This is a genomic window from Kribbella sp. HUAS MG21 (genome assembly GCF_040254265.1).
Taxonomy (GTDB): domain Bacteria; phylum Actinomycetota; class Actinomycetes; order Propionibacteriales; family Kribbellaceae; genus Kribbella.
This window is the reverse complement of sequence record NZ_CP158165.1, coordinates 2,430,275-2,446,275: the sequence shown is the minus strand read 5'-3', so window position 1 is coordinate 2,446,275 and position 16,001 is coordinate 2,430,275. Positions and strand designations below refer to the sequence as shown.

Sequence of the window (16,001 nt, the reverse complement as noted above, 5' to 3'; positions counted from 1 at the left end):
CCAACCGCCCCTGGGAGTCACCGTGTCCCGACTCTTCCGCCCGGCCCGTGCCGCGCTGCTCGTCACCGCCGTCCTCGCACTGCTCGGCTTCGGCGTCACCCCGTCGAACGCCGCCACCGCCATCTCCGTCGGTACGGCGATCAGCCGCCAGGACGGATCGGTTGCCTCGGTCACCGGGTACGTCGTCGGGCAGCCGACGTCGACCACCACCGTTGTCCGCAGCAACTTCCCGAACGACTACGCGCTGGCGCTCGCCGACTCGGCGTCGCAGACCAGCACGTCGGCGATGCTCTATGTGCAGATCCCGGCCGCGTTCCGCGCGTCGTACGGGCTGCAGAGCAACCCCGGCCTGCTCGGCAAGCAGATCACCGTCACCGGCACACTGACGGCGTACTTCTCGCACCCCGGCCTGAAGAACGCGACCGCGTTCACCGGCGGTGGCGGGTCGACCGACCCCGGGCCGGACCCGGGTGACTACTACGCCGGCACCGAGGGCAAGACCGGCGCCGCGCTGAAGTCCGCGCTGCACACGATCATCTCGGAGCAGACCAAGCTCAGCTACGACCAGGTGTGGAACGCGCTGAAGGTCACCGACCAGGACCCGAACAACAGCGCCAACGTCATCGAGATCTACTCCGGCCGCTCGATCAGCAAGAGCCTGAACGGCGGCGACGCCGACGACTGGAACCGCGAGCACGTCTGGGCCAAGTCGCACGGCGACTTCGGGACCGCGACCGGCCCGGGCACCGACATCCACCACCTGCGTCCCGAGGACGTCACGGTGAACTCGGCGCGCGGCAACCTCGACTTCGACAATGGCGGTACGGCGGTCGCGCAGTGCTCCGGCTGTACCGCGGACTCGGACTCGTTCGCCCCGCGGGCCGCGGTGCGCGGCGACGTCGCCCGGATGATCTTCTACATGGCCGTCCGGTACGAGGGCGACGACGGGTTCGCGAACCTCGAGCTGAACGACTCGGTGAGCAACGGCTCCGCGCCGTACATGGGGAAGATCTCGGTCCTGAAGGCCTGGTCCGCTGCCGACCCGCCGGACGCCTTCGAGAAGAACCGCAACGAGCTCATCTACAGCCAGTTCCAGCACAACCGGAACCCGTTCGTCGACCACCCGGAATGGGTGAACTCGATCTGGCCCTAACGGCCGGTGTGCAGGTCGCGGGCCGGGCTGCCCGGGCGGAGCTCGGGGGCCCGCTCGCGGGTGAGTTGGGCCCGGGCGGCGGTGTTCGCGAGGGCGGGGTGGGCGATGCCGGACTGGGCGGCGCTGGCGCCGAGCCGGGTCTGGACCCAGTCCTGGAAGCCGGGGTCGGTGACGTGGATCCGGTCGCCGGTCCGGGTGAGCAGGCCGCGGGAGACCAGCGCGGTGGAGGCGTCGTCGAGGTTCCAGCGATCCGGGTTCTCGGTCCGGGACGGGATCGGGATCCCGCGGGACCCGTGCGCCGCGGTCCGCGCGAGCAGCGTCATCTCGTGGGGCGTGCAGTTGGTCCAGGCGGCGGCGTACAGCGCCTGCGACCGGGTGTTCAGCCGGGCGGACGCGGCCACGGCGATGTCGGCGGTGATGGTGTCGTCGCCGGGCCGGACGAGTTCCAGCGCCGCGCCGGCGAGCGTCCGCAGCCGGCCCGGATGGCCTCGGGCTTCCGCCGTCAGCGTGTCCACGGCGGCGGGCTCACACCGGAAACCGGCCCGCTCGAGCGGCCGGACGAGCGCCCGTCGCATCTGGTCGTCGGTCAGCGGCATCAGCTCGCGGACGTCCAGCTTGTCGGCCTGGGTGGTCGCCGTCCCGCCGTGGCCGGCCGACGCCGTCCGCAGCCGGGACTCCGTCTGCTGACCGCCGGCCCCGATCAGGAACGCGGGCTGCCGGTTCTCGCGCAGCGTCGCCGACAGGTTGATCAGGGCGACCAGGTCGGGGTGCGTCGCGGCGTCGAGGTTGTCGACCATCAGCAGGATCGGCAGCCGGCGCGGCCCGGCCATGTTGCCGAGCTGTTCGCCGAGCTCGCTCAGCGTGCGGCCGACCGAGTCCTTGGTCACGCCCTCCCAGCCACCGCCGACCCGCACCCTCGGCAGCGGCGCGATCCCGAACCCGACCTGCGCGGTGTTCATCGTGTTCCTGGTCCGGCTCGCCATCCGGTTCAGGATCTCCCGCAGCTGCTTGACCTGCGCCGCCGGGAACTGCTGCTTGAAGGTGTCCATCTCGTTCTGGACGGCGCGGATGACCCGGGCCTCCACGGACTCGCGCTTGGAGGCGCTGAACCGGATCGTGAGCCAGCCCTGCCGGTCGGCCAGCGCCTTCGTCCGGTTCAGCTCCTGGCTGGTTCCGATGCCGGGCGGGCCGACGAACAACACCGCCGTACCCTTCGGGAGCCGCTGGTCGAGGGAGATCGGCCGGCCATGCTTGTCGGTGCGGTCGATCGGCTCCACCACCTGGTTTGCCGAGCCGAACACCCTGTTCACCGGCGCCCGGTCACCGGCCAGGTGGACCGGCGCCGGGGTGGCCGCGGTCCGGCCGACCTCGGGTCCGCGCGCCGCCGCCGGGGTCTGGCCCAGGTGCTGGTTGACCCAGTCCCGGAATCCCTGGTCGGGGATCGTCACCAGCTGGCCGTCGTGCTCCCGGAGCAGTCCGCGGGCGACCAGGTCCTGACGTGCCTTGTCGACCTGCTGCCATTCGGCCGACGCCTCCGAACCGGTCAGGGTCGGCATGTGCAGGCCGTTCGTTCCCTGCGCCGCGACCCGGGCGAGCAGGTCCTTCTGGGTGTGCGTCGTCTCCCGCGCCGTCCACTTGCTCAGGTACGTGTGCTCCGCCTCGGCCCAGACCCGCGCGGTCGCCGCGCGCGCCGTCTCCGCGGTGATCCCGCGTTCCGGGTCCCGCAGCGCGAGGGCGGCCTGCGCGAAGTCCCGCAACTGACCGGGGTGGCCGTTGGCGGCGCGGACCAGGACGTCGATGCCGGCGTGTTCGTACGGGATGCGCTCCGCGTCGAGCGGCTCGGTCACGGCCGCCCACAGCTCCGCGTCGGGGACCGGCTCGAGCTCGCGGATGCTGAACTGGTTGGTGATCGTGGTCGCGATCCCGGACATCCGGCGGGACGCGTGCATCAGCGAACTCGTCGACTTCTTGCCGCTGGCGATGACCAGCCACACCGGGCTGTCCATCTCCTTGATGTGGATCGCCAGGTCGTTCACGCCCGCCTGGTCGGCCTCCGACGCCGCGTCGATCTCGTCGATCAGCAGCAGGATCGGCTTGTTCTCGTGCTTGGCGATCCGGCCGAGCTCGTCGGCGAAGTCGGTCAGCGTGGTGCCGAGCTTGTCGTGCGCGGTGGTGTCCTTCTCCTGCTTGTAGATCAGCTCGACCGGCAGCGGGCCACCGAGCGCCCGGCCCTCCCACCCGACCCGGGTCTGCCGGCCGGTCTCGGTGAGGTCCCGGACCGTCTTGCTCAGCCGGCGCACCTGGCGCTGGCCGAACTTGTCCCGCAGCTCGTCGAGCTTCCTCCGGAACGCGGTGGTCAGGTGATGCTCGACCGGGATGTTCTGGGACGCCTTCACCCGGATCGTGGTCCAGCCGTGAAGTTCGGCGAGGTCCTCCACCCGGTTCAGCTCGGTGGTCTTGCCCATGCCGGGCGCGCCCTGGAAAAGGATCGCCCTGCTCTCCGGCAGGTCGCGGCCCAGCGAGAGCGGCGCTCCGAGCTGATCCCTGCGGGTGATCAGGTACGCCGGGTGCCGATCGTTCCCGAAGACCTGCGCCATGCGCCAAGCCTGCGGACCGTAGCCGTCGCCGACACGGGCGGTGAGTTACCTACCGGTTAACACTCGACCCCCGGAAGTTGAATCCGGGGGGCGCGCAACTGGTCTACAGACACCGCCCGATCGCGCAGTTCTGCGCCGAAATGGTTGGAAGCGGCCTGGACCGCTGTCACCCTCAGTGCTATGCGAATCAGACGAGTACTCGCGGCGCTACTCGCCGTACCCCTCACGGGGGCGGTGCTCGGCGGTGTGCCGGCCGCCCAGGCCGCGCCGGATCCGTACCTGACCATCTCCCAGGTCTCCCTCGACCGCACGTCGGTCGCGGTGTCGGGCCTCAACACCTATCCGATCAACGTCACCGTCAAGGGCGGCTACAGCTCCGGGGAGCCCGGCGACAGCGACGTGGTCCTGAACGTCGTGCTCGAGCGCACCGGGGGTACCGGTCCGCGGTCGAGCATCGTCTCCGCGGACCTGAAGCGGACCGCCGGGACACCCGCGAACGGCACCTGGACCGGCCGGCTGAACGTCGCGTCGACCGCGAACGGGACCTTCAAGGTGACCGGCGTGATGACCGGCCCGTACGGCGCCCCGACCGGCGGCACTCCCGTCGACCCGACGCCGTACTCCGGCCAGACGATCACGGTGAAGGGCACGAACCTGCCGAAGATCACCGCCACGGTGAACCCGCGGGTGGTGCCGTGGGGCAAGCCGTACTCGATCACCTGGGCGGTCACGAACACCGCCACCGGGAAGCCGTACGGCACCCGGATCCCGATCGGCCTCGGCGTCGACACGCCGTGCGCCGAGGGCGGCAGCCCGATGTACCGCACCGGCACGAACGGCCTGATCACGAAGTCCTACACGGCCGCCGACGGCGAGGCGATGAACTGCGCGCACCTCTACACCGACCCGTACTACATCACCGGTCAGTGGCTGTTCGTGGCCCGCCCGGCGATCGTGTCCGCGGTGCCGTCGAGGACCAGCGCGCCGGTCGGCACGGTCGTCCCGGTCAACGGCTCGGTCTACCGCGTCACCAGTAGTTGCCCGGTGCACCTTCAGCGGCTGTACGGCGCCTCGCAGTGGCGGACCGTCAGCTCCGCGAAGCTGCGCTCGTCCGGGCGCTTCACCGTCAACGCGCAACCGTCGTACCGCGGCCTGATTCCGTACCGCGCCTACTTCCCTACCTGCTACAACGTCGTCGCCGGCGTCAGCAAGACCTTCTACATCCGAGGGACGTGAACATGAGACGAGTGCTGACCGCGCTGCTCGCGGTACCGATTCTGGGGCTGGGTCTCGCGACGGGTGCGGTAGCGGCCCACGCCTCCCCGGACCCCGATCTGAAGATCGACTCCGTCACGCTGAACAAGACCGCCGTCGCCGTCAGCGGGCTGAACACCGTGCCGGTGACCGTGACCGTCAAGGGCACCTACGACACCGGAACACCCACCGATTCCAAGACGCCGGTGAACGTGATCCTGGAACGGACCGGCGGCACCGGTCAGCAGCGGACGCTGTTCTCCACGAACCTGCCCCGGCTGGCGAACGGGACCTGGAGTGGACCGCTGCACGTGCCGTCGACGGCCAACGGCACGTTCAAGGTCACCGGCGTGATCACCGGCCCGTTCTTCCCGGGCAGCGGCAGCATGACCGACCCGACGCCGTACGCCGGTCCGTCGCTGGCGGTCACCGGGACGCACCAGCCGAAGATCACCGCGTCGGTGTCACCGAAGACGGTGCCGTTCGGCTCCGGGTTCACGATCAAGTGGGCGGTCACCGACGCGCAGACCGCGAAGCCGTACGGCAGCCGGGTCCGGGTGGTGCTCGGCACCGACAACATCTGCGCCGAGTACTTCGGCCCGGGCTACACGCATCTCACCGACACCAACGGCATCGTCACCAAGGCCTACTCGAAAACGGACGCCGACTGGGTCAACTGCCTGCTCCTGCCCGGCAACCCGGCCTCGGTCGGCGGCCTCGGCCTGGTCGTGATGCGTCCGGGCATCGTGTCCGCGGCACCGTCGAAGGCCAGCGCGCCGGTCGGCACGATCGTGCCGGTGAACGGCTCGGTGATGGGCGCGCCGTCGGCCTGCAAGGTCCACCTCCAGCGGCTGTACGGCGCCTCGCAGTGGCGGACGGTCGGCACCGCCGGCATCCGTTCCAGCGGCCGCTTCACGCTGTCCGCGCAGCCGGCGTACAAGGGCCTGATCCCGTACCGCGTCTACTTCCCGCGGTGCTACAACTACCAGGCGGGCCTGAGCAAGGTCTTCTACATCCGGGGGTTCTGATGAAACTCCGGGGGGTTGTGGCCGCGCTGCTCGCGGCTCCGCTGGTCCTGGCCGCCGTCTCGACGGCGGCCCAGGCCGCGCCGGATCCGGCGCTGACCATCGATTCCGTGACTGTGAACAAGACCAGCGTCGCCGTCAGCGGACTGAACACGGTGCCGATCACGGTCACCGTCAAGGGAAAGTACGACTCGGGCAGCCCCGAGGACGCGAAGACGCCGGTCAACGTGATCCTCGAGCGCACCGGCGGCACGGGTCAGCTGCGGTACCTGTTCTCCACGAACCTGCCTCGGCTGGCGAACGGCACCTGGAGCGGACCGATCCAGGTCCCGTCGACGGCGAACGGCACCTTCAAGGTGACCGGCGTGATGACCGGGCCGTTCTACCCGGGCAGCGGCAGCATGACCGATCCGACGCCGTACGCCGGTCCGTCGATCAGCGTGACCGGGACGCACCAGGCGAAGGTCACCGCCGTGGTGACGCCGAAGGTGGTGCCGTTCAACCAGTCGTACACGATCAAGTGGGCGGTCAGTGACGCGCAGACCGGCAAGCCGTACGGCAGCCGGCTCCGCGTCTTCCTGGGCACCGACAGCAGTTGCGTCGAGTACTTCGGACCGCGCTACACCAACCTGACCGACACCAACGGCGTCGTGACGAAGGCGTACCCGGGCTCGTCGCACATGCCCATCACGTGCCTGCTGCTGCCGGGCAGCCCGGACGCGATCGGGTGGCTCTCGTTCGTCCCGGCGCGGCCGGCGATCGTGGCCGCGGCACCGGCCAAGACCAGTGCACCGGTCGGCACGATCGTCCCGGTCACCGGCTCGGTCCAGGGACCGCCGTACGGCTGCCCGATCCAGCTGCAGCGACTGTACGGCGCCTCGCAGTGGCGGACCGTCAGCTCCGCCACGGTCCGGACGTCCGGGCGGTTCACGCTCAACGCGCAGCCGGCGTACCGCGGGCTGATCCCGTACCGCGTCTACTTCCCGGCCTGCCGGAACTACGTCGCGGGCGTCAGCAAGGTCTTGTACATCCGCGGAACCTGACGTGCCTCTGGGCGGGTGAGTTAGATTAGGTATGCCTAACTTACCCGCCTGAGAGGACCGTGGTCGCGTGACCAGCCCCGCACCCCGCCGCAATCGCGTCTGCAAGCGCGCCGTCGTCCGCCGGACCGAGCGGATCACCCCGCACATGGTCCGCGTCGTGTTCACCTCCGACGAGTTCGCCGACAACGGGTTCACCGACCACTACGTGAAGCTGCTGTTCTGCAAGGACGGGGTCGAGTACCCGGAGCCCCTGGACCTGGGCGCGGTGCGGGAGACGTACCCGGCCGAGCAGTGGCCGACGATGCGGACCTACACCGTCCGCAACTGGGACGAGGCGGCGCGGGAGCTGACCATCGACTTCGTCCACCACGGCGACGAGGGCGTGGCGGGCCCGTGGGCGGCGACGGCACAGCCGGGTGACGTGCTCTGGTTCAACGGCCCCGGCGGTGCGTACGCGCCGGACGAGGCGGCCGACTGGCACCTGCTCGTCGGTGACGAGAGCGCGCTGCCGGCGATCGGCGCGGCGGTCGAGCGGCTGGCGCCGGGTGCGCGGGCGACCGTGCTGATCGAGGTCGCCGACGAGACCGAGGAGCAGAAGTTCGGCGGCGCGGGCGACGTCGACGTGCGGTGGTTCCACCGCGCGGGCGCGGCGGGCGAGCGCGGCGACGGTCTGGTCGCGGCCGTCGAGGCGCTCGACTTCCCGGCCGGTACGCCGCACGTGTTCGTGCACGGCGAGGCCGGGTTCGTGTTCCGGATCCGCAAGGACCTGTTCACCGACCGCGGCCTGTCCCGCGACCGGGTCTCACTGTCCGGCTACTGGCGGCTCGGCAAGAACGAGGACGGCTGGCAGGCGGAGAAGGCCGAGACCGCCCGCCAGCAGGCCTCCTAGAGTCCGCGGATGTAGAACACCCGGCTGAGCCCGGCGAGGTACCGGCCGCACTTCGGGAAGTAGACGCGGTACGGGATCAGCCCGCGGTACGCCGGTTGCGCGCTAACCGTGAAGCGTCCGCTCTGCCGCGTCGTCGCCGTACTGACGCCGCGCCATTGCGACGCGCCGTACAGCCGTTGCAGGACGACCGGGCAGAACCCGGCCGGGCCGAGGACGTTGCCGTTCACCGGGACGATCGTGCCGACCGTCGCGCTCGCTCGGGACGGTGCCGCCGAGACGACGCCGGGGCGGATCACGGCGAGACCCAGGCCGGCGATGTCGAGCGGGTTGCTCTTGATCCGCAGGCAGTTCAGCGGGTCGGCCCAGGACGCCGGGTAGTCGTGCACGATCAGGCCGGCGGTAGTCGTCAGTACGTTGATGCCGCCGGCTTCCTCGGCGCACTGGTTGTCCAGGCCGAGCATGGCGCGGACGCGGGTGCCGTAGGGCTTGCCGGTCGTCTTGTCGGTGATCGCCCAGGTGATCCTGAAGCCGGATCCGAACGGCACCACCGGCGGTGTCACCTTGGCGGTGATCCGCGGTTGGTGGGTGCCGGTGATCGTGAGCGTCGGGCCGTCGACCGGTGTCGGATCGGGCAGCATCCCGCCGAACTGCCAGGTCGAGTACGGGCCGTAGGAGACGCCCCACACCTTGTAGGTCCCGTTCGCCGTGGACGGGATGTGGATCGGGCCTGACCAGACGCCGTTCTGCACGGTGCCGGACGTACGTGGCAGGTCTGTCGACAGCAGTTGCTGCATCGGGCCGGTTCCGCTGATTCGTTTGAGGTAGACCAGCAGCACCAGGTCGTTGTCACCCGGTTCGGTCGTGTCGTACTTCGCCGCGACCGTCAGGCGCACCGGGACCGTGTTCAGCCCGGACACCGCGATCGTCGTACGGTCCGCCGTCACGCTGGTCACCGTCAGTTTGGGATCGACCGCTGCCTCGGCAGCCGTGATCCCCGCCCCCATCACGATCGACGCCAACAGCGCCGCAATCACTCTGTGCCCCCACATGTGAGCAGGGTGGCAGCCAGAGCCTCTGGTGCCTAGACCTCGCGGCGTTCGGTGAGGACGTCGATCAGCACGCCGGCCTGGTTCGTGGGGAGCACCCAGTCCTCGCCGTCGGCCTGCAGGATCACGGCCGGGCCCTCGCTGGCGACCGCGTGCGAGACGGCGATCGGGAACCGCAGCCGCTCCACGCCCGAGAGCGAGAACTCGTAGGTCCCGGTGATCTTGCTCAGCGGGTAGGTGCGGACCTGCTGCTCGGAGCGCGGCACCGGGTGCGACTGGATCGTGATCGTGTCCGCGCCGACGAGCACCGCCGCGAGCGGCACCCCGCGGAGCCGAAAGACGAGTTCGTACGGCGTACCGGCCAGCTCCGGGACGAACGGGACGAGCAGCGCCCGGTCCGCGGCACGCGCGAGCGCGAGCCCCGCGACCGTGCCGACGATCAGCGCGGGCAGCGCGAGGATCGCCGGCCACCACACCCCGACGGCCAACGGGAACAGCGTCACGGTCAATCCGGCCAGCCCGCCGAACAACCCGGCAACACCTGCCCACCACCGCGGCAGATACCGGTGCCGCCGCCACAACACGACACCGACCGCCAGCAACGCCACCGGCACGACACACCCGATCCAAGCGGCCGCCGGACCGGTCGTCGCAATCCCCGCGACAGCAACCAGCAGCAGCACCGGAATCCCCAGGTACGCCGCACCCACCAACCGCTGCACCCGCCGATGCCTGCTCTCCACGGCAGAACCCAAGCACATCCCGGCGCAACCACCTACTGCCGAGGGCTCAACCCCGCTCGGAAGACTGCCCGGGACGCGTCCGCGACGCACCTCGGCGCCGCCCGCCTTCGGTGTCCTTCGACTGTGCGGTCCGGGCCGGTCCCGCCTTCGTGTCGAGCCCGGCGACCCGCCGCGCCTCCTTCAACTCCGCCGAGACCATCGTCCTGGACGGCCCGCCCGGCCGCTCTTGCTCAGCTCGACCGTCCGGCGCTGCCCCGCCCACTCGTAGACGTCCTGGAACAGGTGCGCGTGGATCGCCTGCACGTGCGCGGCGTCGTACGTCCGTGGAACGTCCGCCTCACCGGATTCCAGCTGGCGCTGACGTTCCGCCGTGGCGGCGTACTCGAGGCCCTTCAGCGTGTCCTTGTCGCGCTCGCCGAACTTGTTCTGCAGCGTGTCCTGGTGCGGTGGTGGGTAGGCGTACGGATCCTGCGCCATCGCCTCAGCCCTCGTCCGCGGCGCGCCGTCGGGCGGCGGCGTGCGCGCGGCGGAGGTACTCGTCCTGGTCGATCAGGCCGCGGGCCCGGGCGGTGAGGTTCTCGACGTCCTCGCGGTTCGGCTCCCAGCCCTCGTGCCAGGCGTTGGCGAGCGACTGCAGGACGGCGCGTCGTTGCGCGTCGTCGAGTGCGGCGAACAGTTCGGGCCAACGCTGTTCGACGTCCAGCTCCTCGGGCACGGCCGCCCCTCTCCTCCGGTGGACTCGGCTCCATCCTAGGAAATCCGAGGCGCAGCCCGGGGCAACCGCCTACGCTGCCGAGGGTGATCGAGATCCCCGCGAAGTTGATCCGGAATCACCGCGAGTCCGGCGCGGACTGGCTGGCGGCGTTGCCGGGTGACGTCGAGCGGTACGTCGGCGAGTGGGAACTGACCGTCGACGGTGCCCCGCTGAGCGGCGAGGCCTCGCTGATCCTGCCCGTCGTACGGCGCGACGGGACGGCGGCGATGCTCAAGCTGCAGAGCCGCAACGAGGAGTCCGAGAGCGAGGCGCTCGCACTCCGCACCTGGCACCGCGACGACGTCGTCGAGGTCCTCGAGGACGACCCGGAAACCTCGACGCTGCTGCTCGAACGACTCGAATCTCGCAGCCTCGACGACCTGCCCGATCACGTGGAGGCGACGCGCATCCTCGCGCAACTGTTGGCCCGGCTGAGCGCTGTCCCGGCGCCGCCCGGGGTCCGTCGGCTCGCGGACGTCGCGGCCGGCATGGTCGACGACGCGCCCCGGCTGATCCCCCTGCTCGCCGATCCGGCCGAACAGGCGCTGACCTGGCGCCTCGTGGCGCAGGTGACCGAGCTGCTGCCGGAAGCCGGCGACCGGCTGTTGCACTGGGACCTGCACTACTACAACGTGCTCGCGGCGAAGCGGCAGCCGTGGCTGGCGATCGATCCGAAGCCGCTGGCCGGCGACCCGGCGTTCGAGCTGATGCCGGCGATGTGGAACCGGTGGGACGACCTGGTGGCGACCGGGGACCTCGCGTGGGCGATCCGCGACCGGTTCGACCTGATGCTCGACATCACCGGCATCGACCGGGACCGCGCGCTCGGCTGGACGGCGGGGCGGATCCTGCAGAACATCCTCTGGTTCACCGAGGACGGCGACACCCGGATCGAGGACGAACTCGCCGCGGTGGCTGATGCTCTGTTCAGATGATTACATGATTACATGATTACGTGACTATTCCCACGCTGTACGACTGGGCCGGCGGGCACGAGGCGCTGCGTCGGCTGACCGAGGTGTTCTACGACCGGGTGCTCGAGGACCCGCTGCTCGCGCCGGTCTTCGCGCACATGAGTGAGAACCACCGTGAGCACGTCGCGATCTGGCTGGGTGAGGTGTTCCGGGGGCACAGCCGGTACACCGACGAGCTCGGCGGTTACCCGGCGATGCTCTCGCACCACCTGAACCTCGGGCTGACCGAGGAGCAGCGGGCGCGCTGGGCGGCGCTGATCGCGGCCAGCGCGGATCCCGCCGGGCTGCCGGACGACCCGGAGTTCCGCTCCGCGTTCGTCGCGTACGTCGAGTGGGGCACCCGGATCGCGCTCGCCAACTCGCAGCCGGGCGCCACCCCGCCGCCGAAAGCCCCGGTGCCGCACTGGGGCTGGGGCGAGGCGCCGCCGTACCAGCCCTGACGCCGTACCCCTGATGCCGGAGCCCTGGCGCCGTACGAGCCCTCGCAGGAGTCGGGGGCCTCGCGGTTGGGTAGAGTCCCGGTTCACGTTGTGTCCGCCGGCGGGGATGCGAGGGTTTACCTGTGACCGCTCAGCTCGAGTACCCCGACATCCAGGATTCCGGCGCGCTGCTGTCCGTGCAGGGGCTGTGGAAAGTGTTCGGCCCGAAGGCCCAGCGGGTCCCGCACCGGCCCGACCTCGCCGCCCTCGACCGCCCGGAGCTGTACGCGCGGACCGGCTGTACGGCGGCCGTCCGCGACCTGAGCTTCGACGTGGCGCCCGGTGAGGTGTTCGTCGTCATGGGCCTGTCCGGCTCGGGCAAGTCGACGCTGGTCCGCTGCCTGACGCGGCTGATCGAGCCGACGGCCGGGCGGCTGGTGTTCGAGGGCGAGGACCTGCGCGCGGCCGACGAGAAGCGCTTGCGCGCGCTGCGGCGGAGCAAGTTCTCGATGGTCTTCCAGCACTTCGGCCTGCTCCCGCACCGCAAGGTGATCGACAACGTCTCGTACGGCCTCGAGGTCCGCGGCGAGAGCAAGCCCGACCGGCGCCGCCGCGCCCAGGAGGTCATCGACCTGGTCGGCCTGGCCGGCAATGAGCACCTGTACCCGGAGCAGCTGTCCGGCGGCATGCAGCAGCGGGTCGGCCTGGCCCGCGCGCTCGCGAACGACCCCGACGTACTGCTGTTCGACGAGCCGTTCTCCGCGCTCGACCCGCTGATCCGGCGCGAGATGCAGACCGAGGTGGTGCGGCTGCACCGCGAGGTCGGCAAGACGATGGTGTTCATCACCCACGACCTGTCCGAGGCGCTCAAGCTCGGCGACCGGATCCTGCTGATGCGCGACGGCGCCGCGGTCCAGCTCGGCACCGGCGACGAACTGGTCGGCGCCCCGGCCGACGACTACGTGCGCGAGTTCGTCCGCGACGTACCGCGGGCCGACGTGCTCACGCTGCGCTGGATCGCCCGCGACCCGCGCCCGGACGAGGCGCTCGACGGGCCGGAACTCGGGCCGGACGTCTTGGTCCGGGAGGCGACCCGGCTCGTGCTCGAGTCCGACCGCCCGGTCAAGGTGGTGGACGGCGGCACGCTGCTCGGAGTGATCGGCGACGAGGAGATCCTCGCCGTGGTCGCGGACGCCTGATGGCCGCCATCACGAGCGACGTGGAGGTCGAGGTACGACGACCTCGCCGGGGCGTCGTCGTCGGCGTGCTGCTCGTCGTCTGGGTGGCGGCGTACTTCGTGCTCCGCGGTATCGACACGCTGGTGCTCGGCGGCCAGGAGACGACCGCGCTGCACCGCTGGCTGACCGAGCACCGCGACGACGTCGGCCAGGGCAACGTCTTCTTCGACGCGATCCGGATCGGCGTCGACCACGTTGTCGTACTGCTGCAGAACCTGATCGCGCAGCCGTCGTACGACCGGCCGGTCCCGGTCATCGGATGGCTCGGTGTGGTCGCGATCGCGGCGTACTGCGCGTGGGCCTTCGGCAACTGGAAGGTCGCCGTCCTGACCGCGCTCGGACTCGGTTTCGTCGGGCTGCAAGGGTTGTGGCAGGAGAGCATGGACACGCTCGCGCTGACCATCGGCGCCGTGCTGCTGTCGCTGCTGGTCGCGATCCCGCTCGGGATCTGGGCAGGGCTGTCCGACCGCGCCTTCAAGGTCGCCACGCTCGTGCTCGACCTGATGCAGACGCTGCCTACGTTCGTCTACCTGGCGCCGCTGACGCTGTTCTTCGCGATCGGTCCGGCCGCGGCGACGATCGCCACGCTGATCTACGCGGCCCCGCCCGCGGTCCGGCTGACCGCGCACGCGATCCGCTCGGTGCCGCCGGAGAGCGTCGAGGCGTCGCGGTCGCTCGGCTCGACCCGGGGCCAGACGCTGGTCAAGGTACTGCTGCCGATGTCGCGGTCGACCGTTGTCGTCGGCATCAACCAGACGATCATGGCCGCGCTGTCGATGGTGACGGTCGCCGCGCTGATCGACGCGCCCGGTCTCGGCCAGACGGTGCTGAAGGCGCTGCAGACGCTCGACGTCGGCGTCGCGTTCAACGCCGGGCTCGCGATTGTGGTGCTCGCGATCGTCCTCGACCGGGTGACGACTGCGGCCGGCGACCGGCCGTGGCGGGTCGCGAGCGTCCGCCGGAAGGTGCTGCTCGGCCTCGGCGCCGTCGGCGTCCTGGTCGCCGTCTGGTTCTCCCGCACCTACGTGTGGGCGGCCGAGTTCCCGTCGGACGTGAACGTCGGCTCGGGCATCGCGAAGGTCACCGCCGACGTGACGCTGTGGGTGCAGGACGTGTTCGGTGGTTTCACGTACGGCGTCCGTGACGTGGTGACGGTAGGGCTGCTGAACCCGCTGGAGGCCTTGCTGACCGGGTCGCCGTGGTGGCTCGTCAGCGCCGTCGTCGTCGCGCTGGCCGCCGTACTCGGAGGATGGCGCGGCGCGGTACCGGCCGCGGTCTGCCTGGTGCTGCTGGTCGCGACCGGGGTGTGGCACGACAGCATGGTCACGCTGGCGTCGACGCTGCTCGCGACGGTGGTCGTGGTGGCCGTCGGGCTCACGCTCGGCGTGTGGGCCGGGCGCAACCACCGGGTCGACACCTGGATCCGGCCGGTGCTGGACGCGGGCCAGACGATGCCGCCGTTCGTGTACCTGGTGCCGTTCCTGGCGTTGTTCGGCACCAGCCGGTTCACCGCGATCGCCGCGGCGGTGGTGTTCGCCGTACCGGTGACCACCAAGATCGTTGCCGATGGCATCAAGGCGGTGCCGGTCGCGACGGTCGAGGCGGCGAACTCGGTCGGCTCGAGCAGCTGGCAGGTGATCAGCAAGGTGCAGCTGCCGGTGGCGCGGCGGGCGATCACGCTCGCGGTGAACCAGGGGCTGATCTACGTGTTGTCGATGGTCGTCGTCGGCGGGCTGGTCGGCGCGGGTGCCCTCGGGTACGACGTCGCGGCCGGCTTCGCGCAGAGCGAGTTGTACGGCAAGGGCCTGGCCGCCGGACTGGCTATCGTCCTGCTGGGCGTGCTGCTCGATCGCGTGACCCAGGCGGCGGCCCGCCGTACCCAGAATTTCCGAGGTAGAGGAGACAAGCGGTGAAGAAGCTCCGGTACGCCGGCGTCCTGACGGCCGTGGCCCTCGCGCTGGCCGGGTGCGGCGGCGAGAAGGTCGGCGCGCAGCAGCCGGCCGGCGACGGCGGCAAGGAGTGCGGCACGTTCAACCTGGCCGTCAACCCGTGGGTCGGGTACGAGGCGAACGCGGCCGTGGTCGCGTACGTCGCGACCAAGGACCTCGGCTGCGAGGTCGTGAAGAAGGACCTCAAGGAGGAGATCTCCTGGCAGGGCTTCGGCACCGGCGAGGTGGACGCGGTCCTGGAGAACTGGGGCCACGAGGACCTGAAGAAGAAGTACATCGAGCAGCAGAAGGTCGCGGTCGCGGCCGGCTCCACCGGCGTCAAGGGCGTGATCGGCTGGTACGTGCCGCCGTGGATGGCGGCGAAGTACCCGGACATCACCGACTGGAAGAACCTGAACAAGTACGCCGCGCTGTTCAAGACGTCGGAGTCCGGCGGCAAGGGCCAGCTGCTCGACGGCGACCCGTCGTACGTGACGAACGACGAGGCGCTGGTGAAGAACCTGAACCTGAACTACAAGGTCGTGCAGAGCGGCAGCGAGACCGCGCTGATCCAGGCGTTCCGGGACGCCGAGAAGAACAAGCGGCCGCTGCTCGCGTACTTCTACGAGCCGCAGTGGTTCTTCAACGAGCTGAAGCTGGTGAAGGTCAACCTGCCCGCGTACAAGGCCGGCTGCGACGCGGACCCGGCGAAGGTGGCCTGCGACTACCCGCCGTACGACCTGGACAAGGTCGTCTCGAAGAAGTTCGCCGACTCCGGCAGCCCGGCGTACGACCTGGTCAAGAACTTCCAGTGGACCAACGAGGACCAGAACGCCGTCGCCCGGATGATCGCCGTCGACAAACTCACTCCGGACCAGGCCGCCGAGAAGTGGGTCAAGGACAACCAGTCGAAGGTCGACGCCTGGCTCGGGAAGTGA

At 70.3% G+C, this 16,001-nt stretch carries 15 protein-coding genes; 10 read left to right on the top strand and 5 right to left on the bottom strand.

What is annotated here, in order from left to right:
* Nucleotides 1–22: 22 nt before the first annotated feature.
* Complete coding sequence (locus ABN611_RS11820; protein WP_350279879.1) at nt 23–1,153, top strand: endonuclease; 1,131 nt, start codon at nt 23–25, stop codon at nt 1,151–1,153.
* On the opposite strand, the gene ABN611_RS11815 is transcribed toward ABN611_RS11820, so the two are convergent.
* A complete protein-coding gene (locus ABN611_RS11815) occupies nt 1,150–3,750 on the bottom strand; it encodes an ATP-binding protein (RefSeq protein WP_350279878.1) in 2,601 nt (866 codons plus the stop codon). The two genes, ABN611_RS11820 and ABN611_RS11815, sit on opposite strands and share 4 nt — an antisense overlap.
* 180 nt (nt 3,751–3,930) lie before the next feature.
* Between ABN611_RS11815 and ABN611_RS11810 the strand changes: the two genes are divergently transcribed.
* From ABN611_RS11810 to ABN611_RS11795, 4 genes are all read left to right on the top strand, one after another.
* Complete coding sequence (locus ABN611_RS11810; RefSeq protein WP_350279877.1) at nt 3,931–4,986, top strand: hypothetical protein; 1,056 nt, start codon at nt 3,931–3,933, stop codon at nt 4,984–4,986.
* A gap of 2 nt (nt 4,987–4,988) precedes the next feature.
* On the top strand, nt 4,989–6,032 hold the full coding sequence (locus ABN611_RS11805) for a hypothetical protein (protein WP_350279876.1): 1,044 nt from the start codon (nt 4,989–4,991) through the stop codon (nt 6,030–6,032).
* Nucleotides 6,032–7,072 (top strand): hypothetical protein, encoded by a 1,041-nt coding sequence (locus ABN611_RS11800; protein WP_350279875.1) that lies wholly within the window; start codon nt 6,032–6,034, stop codon nt 7,070–7,072. Before ABN611_RS11805 ends, ABN611_RS11800 begins: the two co-directional genes overlap by 1 nt.
* Before the next feature lie 67 nt (nt 7,073–7,139).
* The gene (locus ABN611_RS11795; protein ID WP_350279874.1) at nt 7,140–7,961 is read left to right on the top strand and encodes a siderophore-interacting protein; all 822 of its coding nucleotides are present in this window, start codon (nt 7,140–7,142) and stop codon (nt 7,959–7,961) included.
* On the opposite strand, the gene ABN611_RS11790 is transcribed toward ABN611_RS11795, so the two are convergent.
* From ABN611_RS11790 to ABN611_RS11775, 4 genes are all read right to left on the bottom strand, one after another.
* Nucleotides 7,958–9,010, bottom strand: a complete 1,053-nt coding sequence (locus ABN611_RS11790) for a hypothetical protein (protein ID WP_350279873.1) — start codon at nt 9,008–9,010, stop codon at nt 7,958–7,960. The two genes, ABN611_RS11795 and ABN611_RS11790, sit on opposite strands and share 4 nt — an antisense overlap.
* A 32-nt stretch (nt 9,011–9,042) precedes the next feature.
* Nucleotides 9,043–9,750 carry a hypothetical protein gene (locus ABN611_RS11785; RefSeq protein ID WP_350279872.1) on the bottom strand — a complete coding sequence of 236 codons (708 nt, stop codon included), beginning with the start codon at nt 9,748–9,750 and terminating at the stop codon, nt 9,043–9,045.
* 180 nt (nt 9,751–9,930) lie between these two features.
* A complete protein-coding gene (locus ABN611_RS11780; protein WP_350279871.1) occupies nt 9,931–10,227 on the bottom strand; it encodes a hypothetical protein in 297 nt (98 codons plus the stop codon).
* Between the two features lie 4 nt (nt 10,228–10,231).
* Nucleotides 10,232–10,465: a hypothetical protein gene (locus ABN611_RS11775; protein ID WP_350279870.1), complete on the bottom strand. Its 234-nt coding sequence runs from the start codon at nt 10,463–10,465 to the stop codon at nt 10,232–10,234.
* Between the two features lie 83 nt (nt 10,466–10,548).
* Between ABN611_RS11775 and ABN611_RS11770 the strand changes: the two genes are divergently transcribed.
* The 5 genes from ABN611_RS11770 to ABN611_RS11750 all read left to right on the top strand — a co-directional run bounded on the left by ABN611_RS11770 (nt 10,549) and on the right by ABN611_RS11750 (nt 16,001).
* Entirely contained in the window at nt 10,549–11,439 is an 891-nt protein-coding gene (locus tag ABN611_RS11770; RefSeq protein WP_350279869.1) for an aminoglycoside phosphotransferase family protein, read from the top strand.
* 20 nt (nt 11,440–11,459) lie between these two features.
* Nucleotides 11,460–11,918, top strand: a complete 459-nt coding sequence (locus ABN611_RS11765; protein WP_350279868.1) for a group II truncated hemoglobin — start codon at nt 11,460–11,462, stop codon at nt 11,916–11,918.
* A gap of 122 nt (nt 11,919–12,040) precedes the next feature.
* Nucleotides 12,041–13,096 carry a glycine betaine/L-proline ABC transporter ATP-binding protein gene (locus ABN611_RS11760; protein WP_350279867.1) on the top strand — a complete coding sequence of 352 codons (1,056 nt, stop codon included), beginning with the start codon at nt 12,041–12,043 and terminating at the stop codon, nt 13,094–13,096.
* Nucleotides 13,096–15,048, top strand: a complete 1,953-nt coding sequence (locus tag ABN611_RS11755) for an ABC transporter permease subunit (protein ID WP_350279866.1) — start codon at nt 13,096–13,098, stop codon at nt 15,046–15,048. The genes ABN611_RS11760 and ABN611_RS11755 overlap by 1 nt, the downstream gene beginning before the upstream one ends.
* Complete coding sequence (locus tag ABN611_RS11750; protein WP_350279865.1) at nt 15,045–16,001, top strand: ABC transporter substrate-binding protein; 957 nt, start codon at nt 15,045–15,047, stop codon at nt 15,999–16,001. The genes ABN611_RS11755 and ABN611_RS11750 overlap by 4 nt, the downstream gene beginning before the upstream one ends.

Bases quoted from the DNA above. Each gene is read 5' to 3' on its own strand.
- ABN611_RS11815 (WP_350279878.1), bottom strand. From the start codon at position 3,750: ATGGCGCAGGTCTTCGGGAACGATCGGCACCCGGCGTACCTGATCACC.
- ABN611_RS11810 (WP_350279877.1), top strand. From the start codon at position 3,931: ATGCGAATCAGACGAGTACTCGCGGCGCTACTCGCCGTACCCCTCACG.
- ABN611_RS11805 (WP_350279876.1), top strand. From the start codon at position 4,989: ATGAGACGAGTGCTGACCGCGCTGCTCGCGGTACCGATTCTGGGGCTG.
- ABN611_RS11800 (WP_350279875.1), top strand. From the start codon at position 6,032: ATGAAACTCCGGGGGGTTGTGGCCGCGCTGCTCGCGGCTCCGCTGGTC.
- ABN611_RS11790 (WP_350279873.1), bottom strand. From the start codon at position 9,010: ATGTGGGGGCACAGAGTGATTGCGGCGCTGTTGGCGTCGATCGTGATG.
- ABN611_RS11780 (WP_350279871.1), bottom strand. From the start codon at position 10,227: ATGGCGCAGGATCCGTACGCCTACCCACCACCGCACCAGGACACGCTG.
- ABN611_RS11755 (WP_350279866.1), top strand. From the start codon at position 13,096: ATGGCCGCCATCACGAGCGACGTGGAGGTCGAGGTACGACGACCTCGC.